Origin of the sequence: Ekhidna sp. (assembly GCF_965247405.1) — a bacterium.
Lineage (GTDB): Bacteria > Bacteroidota > Bacteroidia > Cytophagales > Cyclobacteriaceae > Ekhidna.
This window is the reverse complement of sequence record NZ_OZ252014.1, coordinates 3,764,726-3,785,162: the sequence shown is the minus strand read 5'-3', so window position 1 is coordinate 3,785,162 and position 20,437 is coordinate 3,764,726. Positions and strand designations below refer to the sequence as shown.

The window sequence follows — 20,437 nt, the reverse complement described above, 5'->3', positions numbered from 1 at the left end:
ATATGAAACGAATTTTATTTATAGCCGCAATAGCAGCTGTTTTTGGGGGATTCTCCCAGAGCCCGGAGGCCTTAGAAAAGATTGAGGCGGCTAAGATTGCCTTGATCACCGAGCGCCTGGAATTAACACCGGCACAAGCAGAAAAATTTTGGCCGATATACCGTGAATTCGGCAAACAACGTCAGGATATCCGACGCGATTTTGATCAGGCAAGAAGAAACTTCGATCCTAACAAAGCATCTGAAGAAGAGAATAAGAAGATGCTGGAGATGGCAAACCAGGTAAAAGAGCGCCAGCTGAAACTGGAGCGTGAGTATTCAAATCGGATTTTGAAAGTAATTACAACACGCCAGCTTAATAACTTAAGAAAAGCCGAAAATGACTTCAAGGAAATGCTGCTAAGGAGAATACGTGCAGAACAGATGAAAAGACAGAAGCAGCGAAGGAATGACGGAAGATTAAACGACCGACGCAACTAAACCCAACCTACCTACCTGATGCGTCGAACAGTCACCATAGCGGTGCTGCTCATCATTGCTTCCCCTTCTTTTTCGCAGGATACAATGAGTTACGCTGAGCAGCTAAAGGCCATTGAAGAAGAGATGGACTCTTTATCCATCTTTAACCTCATCGATAGTCTGTTTACTTTGGATATTAATCCATCCAGTGAATTGAATATTAGATTTGGATATACCACCAACGTGACCAGTGCCGGCCGTGATTATAACATCAGTCAATCCGGGATATCACCCGGTATATCCTATTATCACAAATCCGGATTTTACGGTGATTTGGCAGGCTACTGGAACAGTGGAGTAGAACCCAATTACAATCCAACCATTTTATCTGGAGGCTATTTGGGTGCATTTCAAAATCCAAAATGGAGCTATTCCATTGATGCTGAAAAATGGTTTTATAATCCGAAGGACTCCTCTGAAAATCCACTCACATATTCAATTGGAGGCTCACTAAGCTATGACTTCAAGTGGGGCTTTGCTTCAGTTGACTATTCTTTTCTTTTTGGAGATGAGACGGCAAACAGAATTATCACCACTCTATCTGGCAATATCAATTTAGGTAAATGGTGGGTTTTTAAAAGTATCACACTATACCCTACCGTAAACATGATGATAGGCAACAGTGACATCACCCAATTAAGAATCAGCAACCGCCAGATCAGTGATCAAAACGCAGCACGCATTCAGCGATTAACAACTTTCGCAAACTTGACTGGTGAGCAGAAAAAATATGTGGGAATTCTGATCATCAGAGCATACAGAAATGGAACAATATCAGAAGAAGTTCGAAACCAACTCTTAACTGACCTCAGGTTTTCATCGGATCTTTCTTCACAAGATCAGCAAGCACTTCAACAAATCGTAAATGAAGGATATGAAGTAACAGAATATGTAGGTGCAAATGAATTCGGTATCCTAAACTATTCATTTACTCTCCCACTCTCACTTTCTACCGATCGGTGGTATTTCATGGTTAGCTATACATATAGCATTCCTGTGCAACTGCCAGGAGAGTTTATTGATGTAGACCCTATCGGATACTTTGGTGCTTCAATTTCTTATCGTATTCCCTTCAAATAATCAGCGCCAGTAAGGAATTAAATCCTACCTTTGCGTCCCGTAACAAGAAATAGGAAACGCTCTTCATGTCTAAAACGAAATACATCTTTGTTACGGGCGGTGTAACATCATCCCTCGGAAAAGGAATCATCGCTGCTTCTCTTGGTAAACTACTACAAGCCAGAGGCTTATCCGTAACTATACAAAAATTTGACCCATACATCAATATTGATCCGGGTACGCTCAATCCATACGAACATGGGGAATGCTATGTGACCAATGATGGCGCTGAAACCGATCTGGATTTGGGGCATTATGAGCGATTTCTGAGCATTGAAACTTCCCAGGCTAACAATGTAACCACCGGTCGGATATACTACAATGTCATCCAAAAGGAACGACAAGGAGAATTTTTAGGTAAAACCGTTCAGGTAATCCCACACATCACTGATGAAATAAAAAACAACATCTATAAACTGGGTGAAACCGGAAAATATGATGTGGTCATCACGGAGATCGGTGGGTGTGTCGGTGATATCGAATCACTCCCATTCATTGAAGCGGTGCGTCAGGCTCGCTTTGAATTAGGACCTACCAATAGCATTGCTATTCACCTCACACTAATCCCATACCTAAAAGCTTCTGGTGAATTGAAAACCAAGCCAACACAACATTCTGTGAAGGAGCTGTTGGAGGCAGGGATTCAGCCGGACATTCTTGTTTGCCGATCTGAGTATCCCATCACTCAGGAAATCAGAAAGAAACTGGCATTGTTCTGCAATGTGCCAATCAATTCAGTAATCGAGGCACTGGATGCTCCTACTATCTATGATGTGCCCATTTTGATGCGTAAGGAAAAGCTGGATGAGCGAGTACTTACGAAGTTCAAGATGCCTTACAAAAAGGAGCCGAAGATTGACAAATGGAAAGAATTCCTGGGACGACTTAAAAACCCGACCGATTCAGTAAACATTGGATTAGTTGGGAAATATGTGGAGCTTCAGGATGCCTACAAGTCAATTGTGGAATCCTTTGTTCATGCAGGAGCGGCGAATGAATGCAAAGTAAATCTTAAGTGGATTCACGCAGAAGAGTTGGACGGGGACAATGTAGAGAAAGAACTCAGAGGCCTGGATGGAATTTTAGTTGCTCCCGGATTTGGAGAGCGGGGCATAGAAGGTAAGATTTATGCGGTACAATACGCACGGGAAAATAAAGTGCCGTTTTTCGGCATTTGCCTGGGTATGCAATGCGCCGTAATTGAGTTTGCCAGAAATGTGTTAGGCAAGAAAAAAGCCAATAGTACGGAGATGACCAAGACCTCCTACCCGGTTATTGATCTGATGGAAAGTCAGAAAAACATTAAAGATATGGGTGGAACCATGAGACTTGGGGCGTATGTTTGCGAGCTCAAAAAGGGAAGCAAGGCATATGCAGCCTATGGATCCAAGAGAATCATGGAACGCCACCGTCACAGATACGAGTTTAACAACAAGTATTTAGAGGACTATGAAAACGGTGGAATGACTGCAACAGGGATCAATCCGGAAACGAACCTGGTAGAGATCATGGAAATCAAAGATCATCCATGGTTTGTGGGAACGCAGTATCATCCGGAATTAAAGTCAACCGTGATGGACCCACATCCTCTTTTTGTGAAATTTATTAAAGCGTCACTTGACCTTAAGAAAAGTCAAGAGGCATAATTCTAACTAAATGGATAGAAATCAATTTACAGGACTAATCCTAATGTTCGCCTTATTGGCGGTTTATTTTACATGGTTCGCTCCGGACCCTGCTCCTGCCGAAGAATTAACCACACAGGAAGAGCCGGTATCTGAAATAGTTGAGGAAGCAGCCCCTGCAGACACAATGACCGTAATGCCAACAGTGCCTGATTCAGTTCAGGTGTCCTTAAATAACCAGCAATATGGAGCATTCGCTTTTGCCGCGGTTAAAGAAGAATCTACTAAGACCATCGAAAACGATGAAATTATCGTCACTTTCACCAACACGGGGGGAAGGATCAAAGATGTAGTTCTGAAAAATCACAAAGACTACATGGGAAATCCATTGGTGCTGATGGATGGAACTAAATCCAAAGCGGATATGATCGTGGACCACAATGGAAAAACGATCAACCTTTCGGAATTGACTTTTGTGCCTTCTGTAAAAACATTCGGTGACACTATACAGATTTCTTATGTACTTACAAACGGCACCTTCTCGTTGATACAGAAATACTTGCTGCCACCTACGGGATTTCAGCTGGCTTACAGCATTGAAAGTAAAAACCTAAACACCGTTTTGAATCCAACGGACGTCAAGTACAACTGGAATCATGCCATCAACCGCGCGGAAGAGAATCTTGAAGATGGACGTTATAACAGCAACGTTCGCTATCTCTTGGCTGATGGTGACTATGATGAGCTGGCCGAGCGGTCTTCAGAGTTTGAAGATGAAACGTTAGGAAGCCAGATAAAGTGGGTTTCTTTCAAGCAAAAATTCTTTACTGCTGCTATTATCGCTAATTCTGCATTCAAGTCCGGTTATGTGAGTCAGACCGTGGACTTTGGCGATACCACTTCGGTGAAAAACCTTTCCATGCAGATGCTGATCCCATATTCGGATTTTGCAAATAACTTCAAAGCTAGGTACTTCTTTGGCCCAAACAATTACAGAGTCCTTAAAAAAGTAGCACCGGATTTTGAAGAGAATTTGGACATGGGTTGGGGTCCGTTACCATTGGTTAATAAATACCTCATCATTCCTATTTTCCACTTCCTGGAGCGATTCTTCTCCAATTACGGAATCATCATTCTGCTAGTGGTAATTGTCATTCGAATCATTCTGGCTCCACTTACCTGGAAATCTCACATGTCCATGGCCAAGATGCGAGCGATGAAACCGGAGTTGGATGAAATCAAAGCCAAGCATGATGGGGACATGCAGAAGGCTCAGCAGGAGCAAATGAAGCTTTACCAACAGGTAGGTATTAACCCGGTAAGTGGTTGTATTCCTATGTTGCTTCAGATGCCGATTCTGTTCTCGTTGTTTTTCTTCTTCCCTAATGCGGTAGAATTAAGACAGCAGGCATTCCTGTGGGCGCATGACTTGTCTACCTATGACAGTGTATTGAACCTACCTTTCGAAATCCCATTCTACGGTGATCACGTGAGTTTATTCACCTTGCTGATGACATTGTCTACAATCCTTTACACCTGGAGTAATAGTCAGATCACTACGGTACAGGGACCAATGAAAACCCTTCAGTACATGATGCCAATTATGTTCTTATTCGTCTTGAACAGCTACGCATCCGGATTAACGTTCTATTACTTCGTTTCTAACATGGTGACTTTTGGTCAGACCGTCTTGTTTCGTAAGGTTATTGATGAGGATAAGATACACCGTGTGCTGCAGGAGAATAAGAAAAAGAATTCGAATAAGAAGAAATCTAAATTCCAGCAAAGACTGGAAGATGCGATGAAAGCAAGTCAGGAGGCACAGAAGAATAAGAAAAAGAAAAAATAGATCATTGATAACCACACTGAAAACCTTGGTTCTACGCAATTGAATCAAGGTTTTTCTTTTTTACGTAAACTTATTTTATTTTTGACGTATAAACTTACTTTTTAGGATGGATGCTAAGGTTACTTTGAGTTTTGATCAAAAAGCAATTGAATCTGCTAAGAGATTTGCTGAAAGGCATAACATTAGTCTGTCCAGACTTACCCAGTTTCTTTATAGCCAGCTTGATTCTGATACTTACAAATCTTTAGAAGAATTACCCGTTGCAGACTGGGTACACCAAGTCGCAGAAGGTGAGATTGAATATAAGAAATCCACCAAATCAGTAAAAAACTCCTTTTACGAAAGTCGTAAAAAGTGAAGGTTTTTCTAGATGCAAACATACTTGTAGCCACACTGAATAAAGAATACCCTGTCTTCACTTATTCTTCCCGGGTTTTAAGTTTAGCCGAATCATGCAAATTTGACTTGTATACATCTAGTTTGTGCCTTGCAATTGCATTTTACTTCTCTTCAAAAAAAAGTGGAACAAAAGCTGCCAGGAAGAAAATAGCTATCCTAAAAGAGATGATCAACTTGGCCGTCATTACGGAAAGTGCGGTGAGTAAAGCCATTGATAATTCAAAAATCAATGATCTGGAAGACGGTTTTCAATACTATGCAGCAATAGAGTCAGGCTGCTCATGCATCGTGACTGAAGACCTTCATGACTTTTACTTCTCTGAAATGGAAGTCTTAGATTGTAAATCATTCCTGAATCATCATGTGTTTGAAAAATAGATTGTTGATAAACGCACTAAAAACCTTAGCTCTACGTAATTAAATCAAGGTTTTTCTTTTTTACACAAGTTATTCACAACATGATTATCTTGAGAGCAGGTTGGATATATTTGTGTTCTTTACACTACCTAACATCACATCAGAAATAAAAATTTATATGGGTAAGATCATTTCTATAGCAAATCAAAAAGGAGGAGTTGGCAAAACCACATCAGCCATTAACCTGGCTGCAAGCCTTGCCGCTCTTGAGTTCAAAACCCTGATTGTGGATGCGGATCCACAGGCGAACGCTACATCTGGTGTTGGGGTAGATCCTAAAGGCGTAGAAGTGAGTATCTATGAATGCATGGTGGACGGAGCAAGTGCGAAAGAGAGCATTGTCGAAACCCAAATCAAATTTCTTGATCTCCTACCCTCTCACATTGATTTAGTAGGTGCTGAGGTAGAGATGGTGAACATCGAGGAGCGTGAAGAGAAGATGAAGCAGGCCTTAGCAGAGATAAGAGATGAATATGATTTCATCATTATTGATTGCTCTCCTTCCCTGGGATTGATCACGATTAATGCACTTACCGCTTCAGATTCAGTCATTGTACCAGTTCAGTGTGAGTACTTTGCATTGGAAGGACTGGGTAAATTGCTAAATACGATCAAAATCATCCAAACAAGGCTCAACCCTGATCTGGAAATAGAGGGAATTCTATTGACCATGTATGATGTGAGATTAAACCTGGCCAATCAGGTAGTGGAAGAGGTCAAGATGCATTTTGAGTCGCTTGTATTCAGTACCATGATTCCTAGAAACATCAAGCTTAGTGAATCCCCGGGATTCGGTATGCCAGCCATCACGCACGATGCTGATAGCAAAGGATCCATCAGCTACCTAAATCTGGCCAAAGAAATTTTGCAAAGAAACGAAGTAAAAGCAGCCTGAAGAGAACATGGCAGAGAGTAAATTCAAAAAAAGATCCGGACTTGGAAGAGGACTTGGTGCCCTTCTGGAAGATTCGGGAGAGAAGGAAAAAATCAGTGGGTCTGGAGCTACTCCCAAAGGAGCCATTAACGAAATAGAACTCTCGAAGATCGAGACTAACCCATGGCAGCCCCGATCAGATTTTGATGAGGAAGCATTAAATGATCTTGCTGAATCAATTAAAGTACAAGGCATTATTCAACCGATCACTGTCCGTGCGCTCAGTGAAAAAGAATTCCAGCTCATCTCCGGTGAGCGAAGACTGCAGGCCAGCAAAAAAGCTGGTTTAAAGACCATTCCGGCATATATCCGACTGGCAGATGATCAACAGATGCTGGAAATGGCGCTGATCGAAAACATTCAGCGAGAAAACCTGAATGCTATTGAGATAGCATTGAGCTATCAAAGACTCTTGGCAGAGTGTGACTTAAAGCAGGAAGAGCTGGGTGATCGTGTAGGTAAAAACCGAAGCACGGTCACCAACTACCTACGATTGCTCAAACTTCCACCTGACATCCAGGTGGCTTTACGGGATGGCAAACTAAGCATGGGTCATGCCAGAGCATTGATCTCTATTGATGATGTGTCCTTACAGCTGGACATCTTCAAACAGATTGTGAAAAATGATCTTTCTGTTCGAAAGGTGGAAGAACTGGTAAGAGCCAAAGGCAAGAAAGAGGAAAACCCATCCAAGGAGGCAACCAAAGTAGATCCTGAAATCAAAAAGCTGCAGAGCAAGCTGTCTACCCATTTCGGATCAAAAATCGCTATTAAATCAAACGGTCAGGATAAAGGTGAGATTAAGATTCCTTATACCTCCACAGAAGATTTGAACAGGATTCTGGAGATTTTGGACATTTAAAGAAAAATCAACGTAATATTCAGGTTTAGGCGCGAACTTTGCGAAGCAATCGCCCATGATGAAAAGACTCTTATTTGTTTTTGCATTCACCTACTTTGCTTTATCCGCTGTGTCTCAGGATAAACCTATCCTGATAGATGACTCTACATTCGTAAACGTGGATGAAGATGCAGAACTCTTCGAAGAGGTTTCCAGCCTGGATCCTCAGCGAGCTGCCCTACTATCAGCCATTTTTCCGGGGGGTGGCCAGATTTACAATAAACAGTACTGGAAAGTGCCAATCGTATGGGCAGGCGTGCTCACTTTTGCTCATTTCATCAATTATAACAACAATGTCTATCATGGTCTTAGAAATGCAGCACTCTTGACTGCTAGTGGACAAACCAACCCATATGCCTCAATCATTCAAAGTGAAACCGCATTGGTAAGAAATAGGGATGTATTTCGAAGAAACCGAGACATGTTGATCATAACCGGTACGGTTTTTTACATCTTGCAAATAGTGGATGCGCACGTTTCTGCTCACCTGGAAGAATTCAAAGTCAATGATAAACTTGCTTTGGGTATTGAGCCTTCTATTCAATCAACTCCATTATTTTCGCAGGCTGTAGGAGTTTCATTTGTATTGAAATTTTAGCTAATGAACATAGCATTGATCGGATATGGGAAAATGGGGAAAGCCATCGAGCAAATTGCTCTGAGGGCAGATCATTCAATTTCCTGCATCGTTCATTCTTCGGATGACCTAGACTTGTTAGCACAAGCCGATGTTGATGTGGCCATTGAATTCACTCAACCAGAATCGGCATTTGAAAACCTCTCCTATTGTATTGATAACAACATCCCTGTTATATCCGGAACAACCGGATGGATTGATCGACTTCAGGAAATTGAGTGCCTATGCAAGGAAAAAGGCGGAACATTTCTTTATGCCTCCAATTTCAGCATTGGGGTGAATCTCTTTTTTGAGCTCAATAAATGGCTGGCTGAAAAAATGGCTCAGCTTGACTTCACGCCATCCATGAAGGAAATCCATCACACCGAGAAAAAAGATAGTCCAAGTGGTACAGCCATCACCCTGGCAGAGGGAATCATTGCCTCTCACCCTTACTTTGAAGGTTGGATAAACGAAAAATCTGCCGACAATAAAAAATTAGGAATAGTTTCCGAGCGAATACCCAACGTGCCAGGCACACATACCGTAAGCTATTCGTCTCCTTTAGAATCCATAGACATCACTCACACAGCACATGATCGAAGTGTTTTCGCAGAAGGTGCAGTGAAAGTGGCAGAGTGGATTCAAAAGAAAAAAGGAATTTTCACCATGTCAGACTTTATAAACGATAACTAACCATATGTACTTTCACGATTTTAACCCAGTTTTTGTCATTACGTTCCTGATACTTTGGTACGTTTTACAAGGCACAGCCTACTACAAGTTTTTTGAGAAGGCTGGTAAAGAAGGCTGGAAAGGGTTTGTGCCTATTTGGAATTATTACATTCACCTGGAACTTGTTGGACGTCCAAAATGGTGGGTGCTTCTACTCTTTGTGCCGGTAATCAACTTTTTTGTTGGTCTTACTATGCACCTGGATTTAATGAAGTCATTTGGAAAGTATACCTACCTGGATCAGGTTTTAGGAGTTGTCTTCGCTCCTATATACATGAACTACATCGCCTGGACAGATACAACTTATTTAGGAAAGGCTACTGAAATGCCTAAGCCTAAGAAGTCTTTCGGTAAGGAATGGTTTGAAGCAATCGTGTTTGCGGTTTTCTGTGCGACTTTCGTTAGATGGATTTTTATGGAGGCTTATGTGATCCCTACCGGATCGATGGAGCGTTCATTGTTGGTGGGTGACTTTCTTTTTGTAAGCAAAGCAGAATACGGCCCAAGAACTCCTCAAACACCTCTGCAGGTACCATTGACTCACCAAACGATCTGGGGAACAGATATTCCTTCCTACGTTCCGGGTGTTTCATTGCCTAGCCTGAGGTTGCCCTCTTTAGGTAAAGTAGAAAGAAATGATGTGGTGGTTTTTAACTATCCTGTGAACGATCACTACAACCAGCGGAGAAGTGGCGAGTACCATCCAATGGATCTGAAAACACATTATATCAAAAGATGTGTGGCTATTGCAGGTGAAACCATCGAAATAAAAGCTACTCAGGTGTATGTAAATGGTGAAGAACAGGAAAATCCTCCTTTGATGCAACATGAATATTTCGTTCGCACTAATGAATCCATTCGAGAGCGTGTTTTTGAAAACTATAACATCAACCCATACAATAGCGTGACTCGCTATCCAGAGGGTTATTCTGTTTTAATGCCTTCTTCTGTTGCTGAGGGATTCGAAAAATTGTCATTTGTAGAAAGCGTAACGCTGCAACTAATTCCTGAAGATCGATCGGAGCAAAACATCTTCCCGGATGCCAGGTACTTCCCATGGAATAGAGACTTCTTTGGCCCATTGACTGTGCCAGCTAGAGGAATGACTATTGACGTAAATGAAGAAAACCTTGCGATGTACGGGTCTACGATCACTAACTATGAGGGTCATGATTCTGTAGAGATTGATATTGACAAATTAATGATCAATGGTGAGGAAGTGGCTGAGTACACCTTTTTGAAAGACTACTATTTCATGATGGGAGACAATCGTCATGCATCTGATGATTCTCGTTATTGGGGATTTGTGCCAGAGGATAACATTGTTGGTGAGGCCTCATTTATCTGGATGTCATGGAATACGAACGGTAGCTTCTTTAACAAAGTAAGATGGAGTCGCCTATTCGACGGAATAGAATAATCAAGATATCCAATGGACCAAATAGAAAAGTCCAATAAAGAATCCAAAGCCAAGGGCTAAGAAAATAAACAAAGCAAGGCACCCCGGAAGGAGTGCCTTTTTTTCGTTATCTGATTTGTAGAAATGTTCGAGGTGATGGCTCATTAATCAAGCATCAATGAATTGATGAATTTCGGAACGTTTTCATCATCAAGCAATATTGTTTCTGTTTGTTTAGGTGCAATTCTGATGACCTCCATACCAGAATCGCGAGGACGTTCTATCCTGGCCACTCCTGTTATTACCCCTAAAGCCTCCGCCAGCAATGGCTCTGAGGGATCACCCAGTGGTTTTAAGTCTTCAAGGTAGTCCACTTCATTCACTTCAATATCAGGATCAAATCCATCAATATAATCAGTAAAACCAACAGAATTAGCTAACTGGCTTATGATTGGTTGAATCGCATATTTATGATTGGGATTAAGTGCACCAGATTTCAAATAATCATCTGAATCATACAATGTTACCGACCCAACATTTTTACCAACTGTTGTAGTACCGATTAGGGTAACATCCATATACGGTTGTAATCCTGCAATGATGAATTCAGAAGCTGAAGCACTACTCCCGCTGGTTAATATAAAAATCCGATTCAGATTCAATCGATTCATCTGCAGTGAAGATGTTTGTTCGCCTCCACTATCAAAAACCGGAACGGATGTTAAAAATGACAAGTCATTATTGAATTCTGCAAGCTTATTATTATAGATAATCGAACCGAGGACGTCATTTGAAGATGCATTACCATAAAGCATGGAGGCAAGTATGCGAGAGGTCAAAAGCGATCCACCCCCATTGTATCTGAGGTCTAAAACAATATCTGAGATGCCCGCTGAATTAAATGAGCCAATTGCATTATTCAGTTCTTCATGGTAGGCATTGTTATTGATAAACTGATTGTACATCAAGTACCCAACCTTTACTCCATCAACTTCTAACACTTCCGACAAAAGGATTGGATTTTCTGATAGCTCCTCTGCTGTCAGGCTAACTTCCTGATCTGTTTGTGAAATAGTGTTATCCTGAATAGTTGCAAGCGTCAATGTATAGCTGGTGCTTTGAAACAGTGTGGAGATATAGTTGTCTACAGTGAGCTGTGCACCATTGACCTGAGTGAAGATATCTCCTCTTTTCAGTCCTGCATCCTCTGCAGGACCTCCAGGCACAACGTATTTTATGTAGGCCATTAAATCATCGCTTTCACTGGAGATGCGTACCAACCCTAAATCATAACCAAATGATTTGGATACTCCCTGAAATGAGGCTTCTAGCTCTTCATAATCATTGACAATCCATGAAAACCGATCATCTTCATATAATAAGTCATCAAAAAGAGATTCAGGTGTACTGTAGGAATTTAGAAATGAATTTAGCGAAAAATCATTCTTAGAATCTGATAGATTTGGAACGTCTGCCTGCCAATAGTAAAATACATTCATGGCAGACCATACGAATTCATTCACTTCATTTTCTAGCGGCTCACCAATGGTCAAACCATTTCCATTCCCACATCCGTTTAGCCAGATACCAGAAATGACTAAAACCACGATTAACTTAACTACTCTCATATATTTTTTAATCACTCACAAAAAGAATAGCGCCCGGCTATTTCTCATTTAATCACTAATACAAAATTACCAACTTATTGGTGTAAGACCCTTAGATGACAGGTATTGGTTGGTCTTGGAAAAGTGTTTACATCCAAAAAATCCTGAATGGGCAGAAAATGGAGATGGGTGGGGTGCTTTCAAAATTAAATGTTTGTCTCCATTCACAAGAGTACCTTTCTTTTGTGCATAAGCTCCCCATAAAAGAAAAACCACATTTTCCTTTTCATCGGATACCACTCGTAGTACCTCATCCGTAAACTGTTCCCACCCTTTATTTTGATGAGATCCTGCTTTTCTTGCTTCAACAGTTAATGTCGCATTAAGCAAAAGAACCCCTTGATCAGCCCATCTTTCTAAATTGCCGGATTCCGGAATAGGTTGTTTAAGGTCATTCTGAATTTCCTTAAAAATATTTTGAAGCGAAGGAGGATGTCTCACTCCATCCGCAACCGAGAAGCAAAGTCCGTTTGCCTGGCCAGGTCCATGATATGGATCCTGACCTACGATCACCACTTTTACTTCATTGAATGGACAATGATCAAATGCATTAAAAATCAATGATCCGGGAGGAAAAACCTGTTTAGTGATATATTCAGCTTTAACGAAAGAGACCAGTTCCTTAAAATATGCTTTCTCAAATTCAGGCTCCAATAGCTTTTTCCAGCTCTGCTCGATTTTTACGTCCATAAATTTTCTTCGTACTGTTCTTGGTAAATTAAATTCAAATTCTATTAAATTGTCCGCCAAGATATGATCACTGGAGTTACAAAGGGCATAAAAGTTTCAGTAGAAACCAACTACCAGCCGGAGCATTCGCAACCGGCAAATGAGCACTTTGTGTTTACTTATCGGATCACTATTGAAAACAACTCCTCAAATACTGTTCAACTCAAAGCACGTCACTGGGATATACTGGATGCTGCGCACCCGAAACATGAAGTAGATGGTGAAGGTGTAGTAGGCAAGCAGCCCGTACTCGAACCTGGTGAAATACACCAGTATGTATCGGGGTGTAATCTTCGTTCAGGTATTGGAAAAATGAAGGGATATTATATCATGGAGCGAATTGTGGATGGTCGCCTTTTCAATGTTGAAATTCCTGAATTTTTGATGGTAGTTCCCTTCAAACTCAACTAAGGTTTGAAATCCAATATTTTGTTCAGACTTCAAAACTATTTGAAGTATCAATACAATGCTGTTGGACCGCATGCACTACACTCTCCATTTCTCTTTGATTTGTACAATCAGGTAATCAAACCGGCCAGAAAGTTTCGCCTCAAAAACGTTGAGAAATTAAGGAAAGAGCTAACAACTAATCATACAATCATTGATCTATACGATTTAAAAACACATACCCATTACCGCAAAACGATTAGTTCCATTGCCAAAACCTCTTTAAGTACCCCTCAGTTTTCTGCTTTTCTATTCAAACTCATTGAGTGGATGAAAGTAGAACGAGTTATGGAAACAGGGACATCTTTTGGAATAAATACGCTCTATATGGCAGGGCCTGAAAAAGTTAATCGTGTATTATCCGTTGAGGCCTCCCCCATCGTTTCATCCATCGCTGAAAAGCAATTCTCAAAACTGCTTCAGCACAAAATCGAAATTAAACAGGGAACAGTACAAGATGTACTTGAACATCAGATTATTAAAGAACAACCAGAATTGTGTTTCATTGATGCAGATCATCGTTTGGATGCAGTGCTTTTCTGTGTCGAATCAATAATGGCTCACAGCAAAAACATCAAATGCATTGTCATTCATGATATCTATTGGTCATCCGACATGAGTAACGCGTGGACACAGATCGTATCAGACACCCGATTCAACCTTACTGTTGACCTCTTTCAGGCCGGACTAATTTTTACGAAAATCGAAATGCCGAAGCAGCATTTTACGTTACATTTTTAAAGCGGGTGCATTTTCCTACTTTTGCCCCCGTAATTCAACTTAAGAATGGAAAACAATAAATCTGCAGAACAACCTGACTACATGAAACCGAAGAAGAATCGGACGCCAATCTTTATTGTCGTTACCTTCTTGCTTTTGGTAGCGGTAGTATTTTTTTATTATCAAAACCAGCAGTTGGAGGATGAGCGGGCCAGGCAGCAAAAAGAAATATCTGATACATACCTGAAGCTGGACTCTATTTCTAACGAACTTGACATTCGGATACAAACCATTAAGGAGTTGGGTGGAGAAATAGATACATTGGAAACATTGAAAGCTCAGCTTGAAGCTGACAAAAAGCAGCTATTGGTGGATGCTGAGTATCAAAGAGGAAGAATCACCCGGCTAAACAACCGTGTGGATGGTTATAAAGAATTGCTCCTAATCAAAGATGAAGAGATAAAACAACTCAAAGTGCTCAACGAACAGCTGTCTGAAGAAAACACTACTTTGAAGGTTGAGAAGAACGAGCTGAATCAAACCTTGCAAGAACTGGAAAAGAATAAAGAAGAGTTGGCAAGCAAAGTAGCTTTCGCATCTCGTCTTCAGATTGATGGTATGATTATTAACGCTATTAACGATCGTGGTAAAGAACGAGATGGTGGCGAATACCGCAACCGACATATTGAGCAACTCAAAATTCAATTCACTGTTGTGGAAAATGAGATTGCTCCTATTGAAGGAAAAGAACTTTTGCTGCGAGTAACAGCGCCTGATGGGAATGTCCTTTTTGATGTAACAAGAGGATCCGGCTCATTCACATTTGAGAACAGGGAGATGTTTTATACGGCCAAGCAAGAAATCCTGTATGACCGAAACAGCCAACTGGTTACATTTCTGTATACTAAAGGCAGTGATTATGCAGTAGGTCAGCACAAGGTTGAAGTATATACCGATGACTACCTGATGGGTAAGGGCAGCTTTATGGTGAAGTAAACTCTTAAGTCAACAGTTTTTTCCTTCGACAGTCGACTGTTGACTAAAGATTTCTCATCAATAGTTGATTTTTGTTAGCTATTACCTAATTTTGCACCTCATTTTTAAAACATTAGTTCTTAACTTATTTACAACATGATGAAGAATTACGAGACGGTATTCATTTTGACTCCCGTTTTGTCTGAAGCTCAGATGAAGGATACTGTCGGAAAATTCAAGAAAGTTCTTACTGATAACGGCGCAGAGCTTGTTAACGAAGAGAACTGGGGATTGCGCAAGCTTGCCTACCCTATCCAGCATAAAACCACCGGGTTTTATCAGCTGTTTGAATTCCGAGCAGAACCTGAACTAATTGCTAAGCTAGAGACAGAATACAGGAGAGACGAAGCAGTGATGAGATTTCTCACTACTACGCTAGACAAGCACGCTGTTATTTATAACGAGCGAAGAAAGAAAGGCGAATTCAATAAGAAGAAAGAAAAGGAGGCAGCCAAATGACATTACAGAACGAACCAATAAACAGAGAGCAGAAGAAGGAAAAGTACTGCCGATTCAAGAAGAATGGAATCAAGTACATCGATTATAAAGATCCTGACTTCTTGCTAAAGTTTGTAAATGAGCAAGGTAAGATCCTTCCTCGAAGAATTACTGGTACCAGCTTAAAGTACCAAAGAAAGGTAGCCCAGGCGATCAAACGATCGAGACACCTGGCGTTGATGCCATATGTTGGAGATTCCCTTAAATAAGTACTGACATGGAAGTAATACTAAGAGAAGATATACAAGGACTAGGCTACAAAAACGATACGGTTGATGTAAAGCCTGGCTATGGCAGAAACTACCTGATCCCAAGAGGTATGGCGATTATCGCGAGCTCTTCCAACAAGAAGATGATCGAGGAAAATATTCGTCAGGCAGCTCATAAGGCAGAAAAAGCTAAAAAAGATGCTGAGGAAATAGCAAAAAAGATTGGAGACGTTTCTTTGGAAATCAAAACCAAAGCTGGAGAGAAAGGAAAAATCTTTGGAGCAATTACTCCGCTTCAAGTATCTGAAGCTTTAGCAGCCAAAGGACACGAGGTAGACAGAAAAAGAATTTCTTTTGAGCAAAAGATCAAGGAATTAGGTGAATACACTGCCACCCTTGACCTTCACAAAGAGGTTCACCACCCGGTTACAATCAAGGTGGTAGCAGAATAAGCATTTTAATTCTTAGATATAGAAACCCTGGGTCGTGAGATTCAGGGTTTTTTATTGAATTTTGTATTATGAAAGCCTCTCTTTTTATATTCTACTTGTTCATTTTATGTGCTTGTAAAAATGAAGACGACTCCCCTGCGGCCATCCCAGAACCAGAGGAAGAGGAAGAACCCATTGAGTATACCATCAATTGCGCTGGTGATGATTTTCTGGCGGCAGCAGTGCAATGCACACCGGAGCTCACTGCTGAAAACCTGGATGTAGTGACATGGAACATCGAAACCTTCCCCATGCAATCAAATACCTTGGAATTGGTAGCCGATATCATTCGTAATCTGAATGCTGACATATACGCTATTCAGGAAATAGATGACGTGGATGCTTTCAATGCACTTATTAATTCACTCGATGGCTATGAAGGAATCTCTTATGATGTGCGAGGCGGGATCGAACTGGGATATATTTACAAATCAAGTGAAATAATAAATTTTGGTTCTCCAATTGAATTGTTTGACGGTCAAACGAGTCCCTTCCCAAGAGAACCTGTTGAAGTAGACATCACACATGCAAATGGGCTTACGGTTAAACTGATTAATATCCATCTAAAATGTTGTGATGGATCGGAGGACCGTAGAAAAGATGCCAGTGAAAAACTGAAATCCTATGTGGATGATAATTACCCTGATGAAGAAGTGATCATCCTAGGTGATTGGAATGAAGACTTTGATACCGGCTCATCTTTCACCAATTTTCTCATGGATATCGATAATTTCGTTTTTGCCGACTACCCCATTTATGATGGATCAGGAGATGATTACAGCTATCCATGTACCGGAGCTTCCTACTGCCCCAGCCACATTGATCATTTCTTGATCAGCAATGAATTATGTGATAACCTTACACAATCAAGCACTATCCGACTCGATGACTGTATAACGAACTATCTGACCGAAGTGTCCGATCATCGTCCTGTCATGGTTTCCTTGATGGCAGATGAGTAATCGCTACTTTTGAACAAAGGAATAGTTTTGTTTAAGCTCAATTTCGACATACCTAAATCTGAGGATAAAATCAACATTAAGGATTCCATCCTTTTGATGGGATCCTGTTTTTCTAGTAAGATTGGCAATAAGCTTTCGCAATCAAAATTTAAGGCTTTGAGCAATCCATTCGGAACCATCTACAATCCTCATTCAATCTTCAAATTGCTTAATAATGAAGCTAATGCTGATGATACGATCGAAAGCCAGGGAGTACACTATCATTGGGATACGCATGGAGAGATTTCCGGACTGAAAGACCAGGAAGTCGTGGGATATTTTGCAGAGAAAATGGATGAATGTCAGACTTGCCTAAAGCATGCAAAGTGGTTGATCATTACATTGGGAACAGCAATTGTCTATGAAATCGAGAACGAGAAGATCGTTGCTAACTGCCACAAGATTCCAGCAAAACATTTCAAAAAGCGATTTCTAAATCAAAAAGAGATTATCCATCAATTTGAGACATTACATGCTTACTTAAAAGACATCAATGCGGGTATTAAAATCATCTTCACTGTAAGTCCGGTTAGGCACATCAGAGATGGTTTGATTGAAAACAACAGAAGCAAGGCGATCCTTATAGATTCAATTCACCAAATAGTGAATCAAAACGAAAATGTCAGCTACTTCCCTTCGTACGAAATGCTCATCGATGAGTTAAGAGATTATCGGTTTTACGCCGAAGATATGATACATCCATCTGATGAAGCGACTAAATATATATGGAATCAGTTTGTTGATACCTACTGCGACGAGGAGACAGTCAAGTTCTTAACAGAATGGCAACAGATGCAGTCTGCGATCAGCCACCGACCTTTTCAATCACGCTCTCTAGCTCATCAATCATTTTTGAAGACCACTTTGAAGAAACTGGAAAAACTGAATGAAAAAGTAGATGTCAGCGTTGAGATCGAACAAGTAAAAAGACAGATTATATGAAGCAGGTGTTTGTTGTCTTTGTTTTCATTTTAGCCTGTCAATCAACAAAAAATCAAGATATGCACGAATACACCAACAACCTGATAAACTCTACCAGTCCATATTTGCTTCAACACGCTCACAATCCGGTGAACTGGCAGGAATGGAGTGAAGAGGCACTGGAGCAGGCTAAAAAGGAGGATAAGCCAATATTAGTGAGTATCGGCTATTCCAGCTGTCATTGGTGCCATGTCATGGAAAAAGAGTCTTTTGAAGATACTGCGGTCGCTAGCATCATGAACGAACACTTCATCAATATCAAAGTAGATCGAGAGGAACGACCCGATGTAGATCAAGTCTATATGGAGGCGGTTCATGCCATGGGATTACAAGGTGGCTGGCCCCTAAATGTATTCCTCACGCCCGATCAAAAACCCTTTTATGGAGGTACTTATTTCCCTAAACAAGGGTGGATTAATCTTTTAACCAGCATCAATGAAGCTTTTGAAAAAAACAGAAAGAAGATCAATGAATCTGCAGAAGCCTTCACTCAAAATCTTCAGGCAAAAGAGTCTGAGAAGTACAAGCTGGAAGGAACCGACTACACTTTATCGGAAAATGAAATAAGCGAAGCATTTCAAAATCTTGCAAAAAAATTTGATCGGGTAGACGGAGGAATTAAAAAATCACCAAAGTTTCCCATGCCTTCTGTTTGGCAGTTTCTGGCCACTTATTATCACCAAACGAAAAATGAAGATGCGCTAAATCATCTTGAATTTACATTGGAAAAAATCGCTGATGGTGGCATTTATGATCATGTAGGCGGAGGATTTGCGAGATACAGTACAGATGAAGAATGGCACGTCCCCCACTTTGAAAAAATGCTTTATGACAATGGTCAGCTTATGAGTCTCTATGCCAGCGGATATAAACTGACGAAGAATCCAAAGTTCAGGCAAACCATTGAAGAAACAGTTACCTGGCTGGAGCGTGAAATGCTGGATGATTCCGGAGGCTTCTACTCTGCCCTGGATGCGGACAGTGAAGGCGAAGAAGGAAAATTTTATGTGTGGACATATGAGGACATTACGGAGTTGGCGGGTGCAGACGCTGCGCTAATAACCACTTATTACGATGTGCAGAAAGAAGGAAACTGGGAAGGAAAGAATGCGTTGCGAGTAGTCAAAGAAGAAAAAGAACTGATGAGTGAGTTCGGATTTTCCGAAGACCAATTCAATCAAAAGATATCAGCTTTTAAAAAAGCAGCCCTGGCAAAACGAGAAGACCGTGTCAGACCAGGATTGGACTATAAAATCATAGCCGGATGGAATGGATTGACGCTATACGGTTTAAGTGAAGCATACCAGGCATTGCAAGGTTCAAGCATCCTCGAATTGGCTCAAAAGAATGCAACTTTCATCAAAACGCAGCTGATCAAAGACGGTAAGCTCAACCGTTTCCCGGATAAAAACATGGAAGGGTTTATGGAAGACTATGCAGCTGTCATTCAATCGTTTATCAAGTACTACGAAACCACACTTGATAGCGAATATCTCGAATTAGCTCAAACCCTTACCCAACGTGTGGAAGAGATGTTTTACGACGAAAGCGAAAAACTGTACTTCTTTACCAGTGATGAAAACTCTGCCCTAATCGCCAGAAAGAAGGAGCTATTTGACAATGTTATTCCTTCCTCCAATTCCATCATGGCATGGAACCTGATTCACCTTGGTACTCATTTTTATGATGATGAGATGATCAAAAAAGGAAAATCCATTTTGGCTCAGGTAAAAGAGTTAATCGTTACTGAGCCCGAATATTTAAGCAATTGGGGAATGTTGGCTCTTGAGGTTTCAAATAAGTTCGAGGAGGTGATTGTAGTTGGGCCGAAGACAAAACAATATGTGAATGAAATCAACAAGCAGTTTCTTCCGGCAAAGGTTATTTCAGGAACAATCAATGAATCAGACAAGCCTCCATTCCAGCATAAATCAGCCATGAATGGAGAAACTACGATCTATGTCTGCTACGATAAATCATGCAAAAGACCCGTAACAAGTGTAACTGATGCTCTGGCTCAAATGAATTAAATTAGAAATGAAATGGACATGAGTAATCTAGCCTTTCGAAAAAAGAAAGCTGAGGTATTAAAGGACTATCTTAAATTCAAATACGAAAAAACAAGGCTTTTGAGTATGTCTGAATTT

At 40.8% G+C, this 20,437-nt stretch carries 22 protein-coding genes; 20 read left to right on the top strand and 2 right to left on the bottom strand.

The window, feature by feature from the left end; all coding sequences use genetic code 11:
* The first annotated feature begins 2 nt into the window (after positions 1 to 2).
* The 11 genes from ACP14Y_RS17440 to lepB all read left to right on the top strand — a co-directional run bounded on the left by ACP14Y_RS17440 (position 3) and on the right by lepB (position 10,533).
* The gene (locus tag ACP14Y_RS17440) at positions 3 to 479 is read left to right on the top strand and encodes a hypothetical protein (RefSeq protein ID WP_424964178.1); all 477 of its coding nucleotides are present in this window, start codon (positions 3 to 5) and stop codon (positions 477 to 479) included.
* An 18-nt stretch (positions 480 to 497) separates the two neighbouring features.
* Positions 498 to 1,598 (top strand): hypothetical protein, encoded by a 1,101-nt coding sequence (locus ACP14Y_RS17435; protein ID WP_424964177.1) that lies wholly within the window; start codon positions 498 to 500, stop codon positions 1,596 to 1,598.
* A gap of 65 nt (positions 1,599 to 1,663) precedes the next feature.
* Positions 1,664 to 3,283: a CTP synthase gene (locus ACP14Y_RS17430; RefSeq protein WP_424964176.1), complete on the top strand. Its 1,620-nt coding sequence runs from the start codon at positions 1,664 to 1,666 to the stop codon at positions 3,281 to 3,283.
* Between the two features lie 10 nt (positions 3,284 to 3,293).
* Positions 3,294 to 5,111 carry a membrane protein insertase YidC gene (gene yidC, locus ACP14Y_RS17425; protein WP_424964175.1) on the top strand — a complete coding sequence of 606 codons (1,818 nt, stop codon included), beginning with the start codon at positions 3,294 to 3,296 and terminating at the stop codon, positions 5,109 to 5,111.
* A 106-nt stretch (positions 5,112 to 5,217) separates the two neighbouring features.
* Complete coding sequence (locus ACP14Y_RS17420) at positions 5,218 to 5,469, top strand: DUF6364 family protein (protein WP_424964174.1); 252 nt, start codon at positions 5,218 to 5,220, stop codon at positions 5,467 to 5,469.
* A complete protein-coding gene (locus ACP14Y_RS17415) occupies positions 5,466 to 5,888 on the top strand; it encodes a type II toxin-antitoxin system VapC family toxin (protein WP_424964173.1) in 423 nt (140 codons plus the stop codon). The genes ACP14Y_RS17420 and ACP14Y_RS17415 overlap by 4 nt, the downstream gene beginning before the upstream one ends.
* 157 nt (positions 5,889 to 6,045) lie before the next feature.
* On the top strand, positions 6,046 to 6,822 hold the full coding sequence (locus tag ACP14Y_RS17410) for a ParA family protein (RefSeq protein ID WP_424964172.1): 777 nt from the start codon (positions 6,046 to 6,048) through the stop codon (positions 6,820 to 6,822).
* Positions 6,823 to 6,829: 7 nt separating this feature from the next.
* Positions 6,830 to 7,723 carry a ParB/RepB/Spo0J family partition protein gene (locus ACP14Y_RS17405; protein WP_424964171.1) on the top strand — a complete coding sequence of 298 codons (894 nt, stop codon included), beginning with the start codon at positions 6,830 to 6,832 and terminating at the stop codon, positions 7,721 to 7,723.
* Positions 7,724 to 7,781: 58 nt separating this feature from the next.
* Positions 7,782 to 8,360 carry a DUF5683 domain-containing protein gene (locus ACP14Y_RS17400; protein ID WP_424964170.1) on the top strand — a complete coding sequence of 193 codons (579 nt, stop codon included), beginning with the start codon at positions 7,782 to 7,784 and terminating at the stop codon, positions 8,358 to 8,360.
* Between the two features lie 3 nt (positions 8,361 to 8,363).
* Positions 8,364 to 9,074, top strand: coding sequence for a 4-hydroxy-tetrahydrodipicolinate reductase (gene dapB, locus ACP14Y_RS17395; protein WP_424964169.1), 711 nt, complete (start codon positions 8,364 to 8,366; stop codon positions 9,072 to 9,074).
* Between the two features lie 4 nt (positions 9,075 to 9,078).
* Positions 9,079 to 10,533 carry a signal peptidase I gene (gene lepB / locus ACP14Y_RS17390; RefSeq protein WP_424964168.1) on the top strand — a complete coding sequence of 485 codons (1,455 nt, stop codon included), beginning with the start codon at positions 9,079 to 9,081 and terminating at the stop codon, positions 10,531 to 10,533.
* Between the two features lie 143 nt (positions 10,534 to 10,676).
* On the opposite strand, the gene ACP14Y_RS17385 is transcribed toward lepB, so the two are convergent.
* Positions 10,677 to 12,140, bottom strand: coding sequence for a S41 family peptidase (locus ACP14Y_RS17385; protein WP_424964167.1), 1,464 nt, complete (start codon positions 12,138 to 12,140; stop codon positions 10,677 to 10,679).
* 66 nt (positions 12,141 to 12,206) lie between these two features.
* Positions 12,207 to 12,869 (bottom strand): uracil-DNA glycosylase, encoded by a 663-nt coding sequence (ung, locus tag ACP14Y_RS17380; RefSeq protein WP_424964166.1) that lies wholly within the window; start codon positions 12,867 to 12,869, stop codon positions 12,207 to 12,209.
* A gap of 63 nt (positions 12,870 to 12,932) precedes the next feature.
* On the opposite strand from ung, the gene apaG reads away from it, so the two are divergent.
* The 9 genes from apaG (at position 12,933) to ACP14Y_RS17335 (ending at position 20,320) form a co-directional block, all read left to right on the top strand.
* Positions 12,933 to 13,319: a Co2+/Mg2+ efflux protein ApaG gene (apaG, locus tag ACP14Y_RS17375; RefSeq protein WP_349567453.1), complete on the top strand. Its 387-nt coding sequence runs from the start codon at positions 12,933 to 12,935 to the stop codon at positions 13,317 to 13,319.
* Between the two features lie 3 nt (positions 13,320 to 13,322).
* Positions 13,323 to 14,096 carry a class I SAM-dependent methyltransferase gene (locus ACP14Y_RS17370; protein WP_424964165.1) on the top strand — a complete coding sequence of 258 codons (774 nt, stop codon included), beginning with the start codon at positions 13,323 to 13,325 and terminating at the stop codon, positions 14,094 to 14,096.
* 45 nt (positions 14,097 to 14,141) lie between these two features.
* On the top strand, positions 14,142 to 15,071 hold the full coding sequence (locus ACP14Y_RS17365; protein WP_424964164.1) for a coiled-coil domain-containing protein: 930 nt from the start codon (positions 14,142 to 14,144) through the stop codon (positions 15,069 to 15,071).
* A gap of 135 nt (positions 15,072 to 15,206) precedes the next feature.
* The gene (gene rpsF / locus ACP14Y_RS17360; protein ID WP_424964163.1) at positions 15,207 to 15,569 is read left to right on the top strand and encodes a 30S ribosomal protein S6; all 363 of its coding nucleotides are present in this window, start codon (positions 15,207 to 15,209) and stop codon (positions 15,567 to 15,569) included.
* Positions 15,566 to 15,817: a 30S ribosomal protein S18 gene (gene rpsR, locus ACP14Y_RS17355; RefSeq protein WP_349567461.1), complete on the top strand. Its 252-nt coding sequence runs from the start codon at positions 15,566 to 15,568 to the stop codon at positions 15,815 to 15,817. The genes rpsF and rpsR overlap by 4 nt, the downstream gene beginning before the upstream one ends.
* 8 nt (positions 15,818 to 15,825) lie before the next feature.
* A complete protein-coding gene (gene rplI / locus ACP14Y_RS17350) occupies positions 15,826 to 16,269 on the top strand; it encodes a 50S ribosomal protein L9 (protein WP_424964162.1) in 444 nt (147 codons plus the stop codon).
* A gap of 68 nt (positions 16,270 to 16,337) precedes the next feature.
* Positions 16,338 to 17,270 (top strand): endonuclease/exonuclease/phosphatase family protein, encoded by a 933-nt coding sequence (locus tag ACP14Y_RS17345; protein WP_424964161.1) that lies wholly within the window; start codon positions 16,338 to 16,340, stop codon positions 17,268 to 17,270.
* 96 nt (positions 17,271 to 17,366) lie between these two features.
* The gene (locus tag ACP14Y_RS17340) at positions 17,367 to 18,251 is read left to right on the top strand and encodes a GSCFA domain-containing protein (RefSeq protein ID WP_424964447.1); all 885 of its coding nucleotides are present in this window, start codon (positions 17,367 to 17,369) and stop codon (positions 18,249 to 18,251) included.
* 59 nt (positions 18,252 to 18,310) lie between these two features.
* Entirely contained in the window at positions 18,311 to 20,320 is a 2,010-nt protein-coding gene (locus ACP14Y_RS17335) for a thioredoxin domain-containing protein (protein WP_424964160.1), read from the top strand.
* The last annotated feature ends 117 nt before the right edge of the window (positions 20,321 to 20,437 follow it).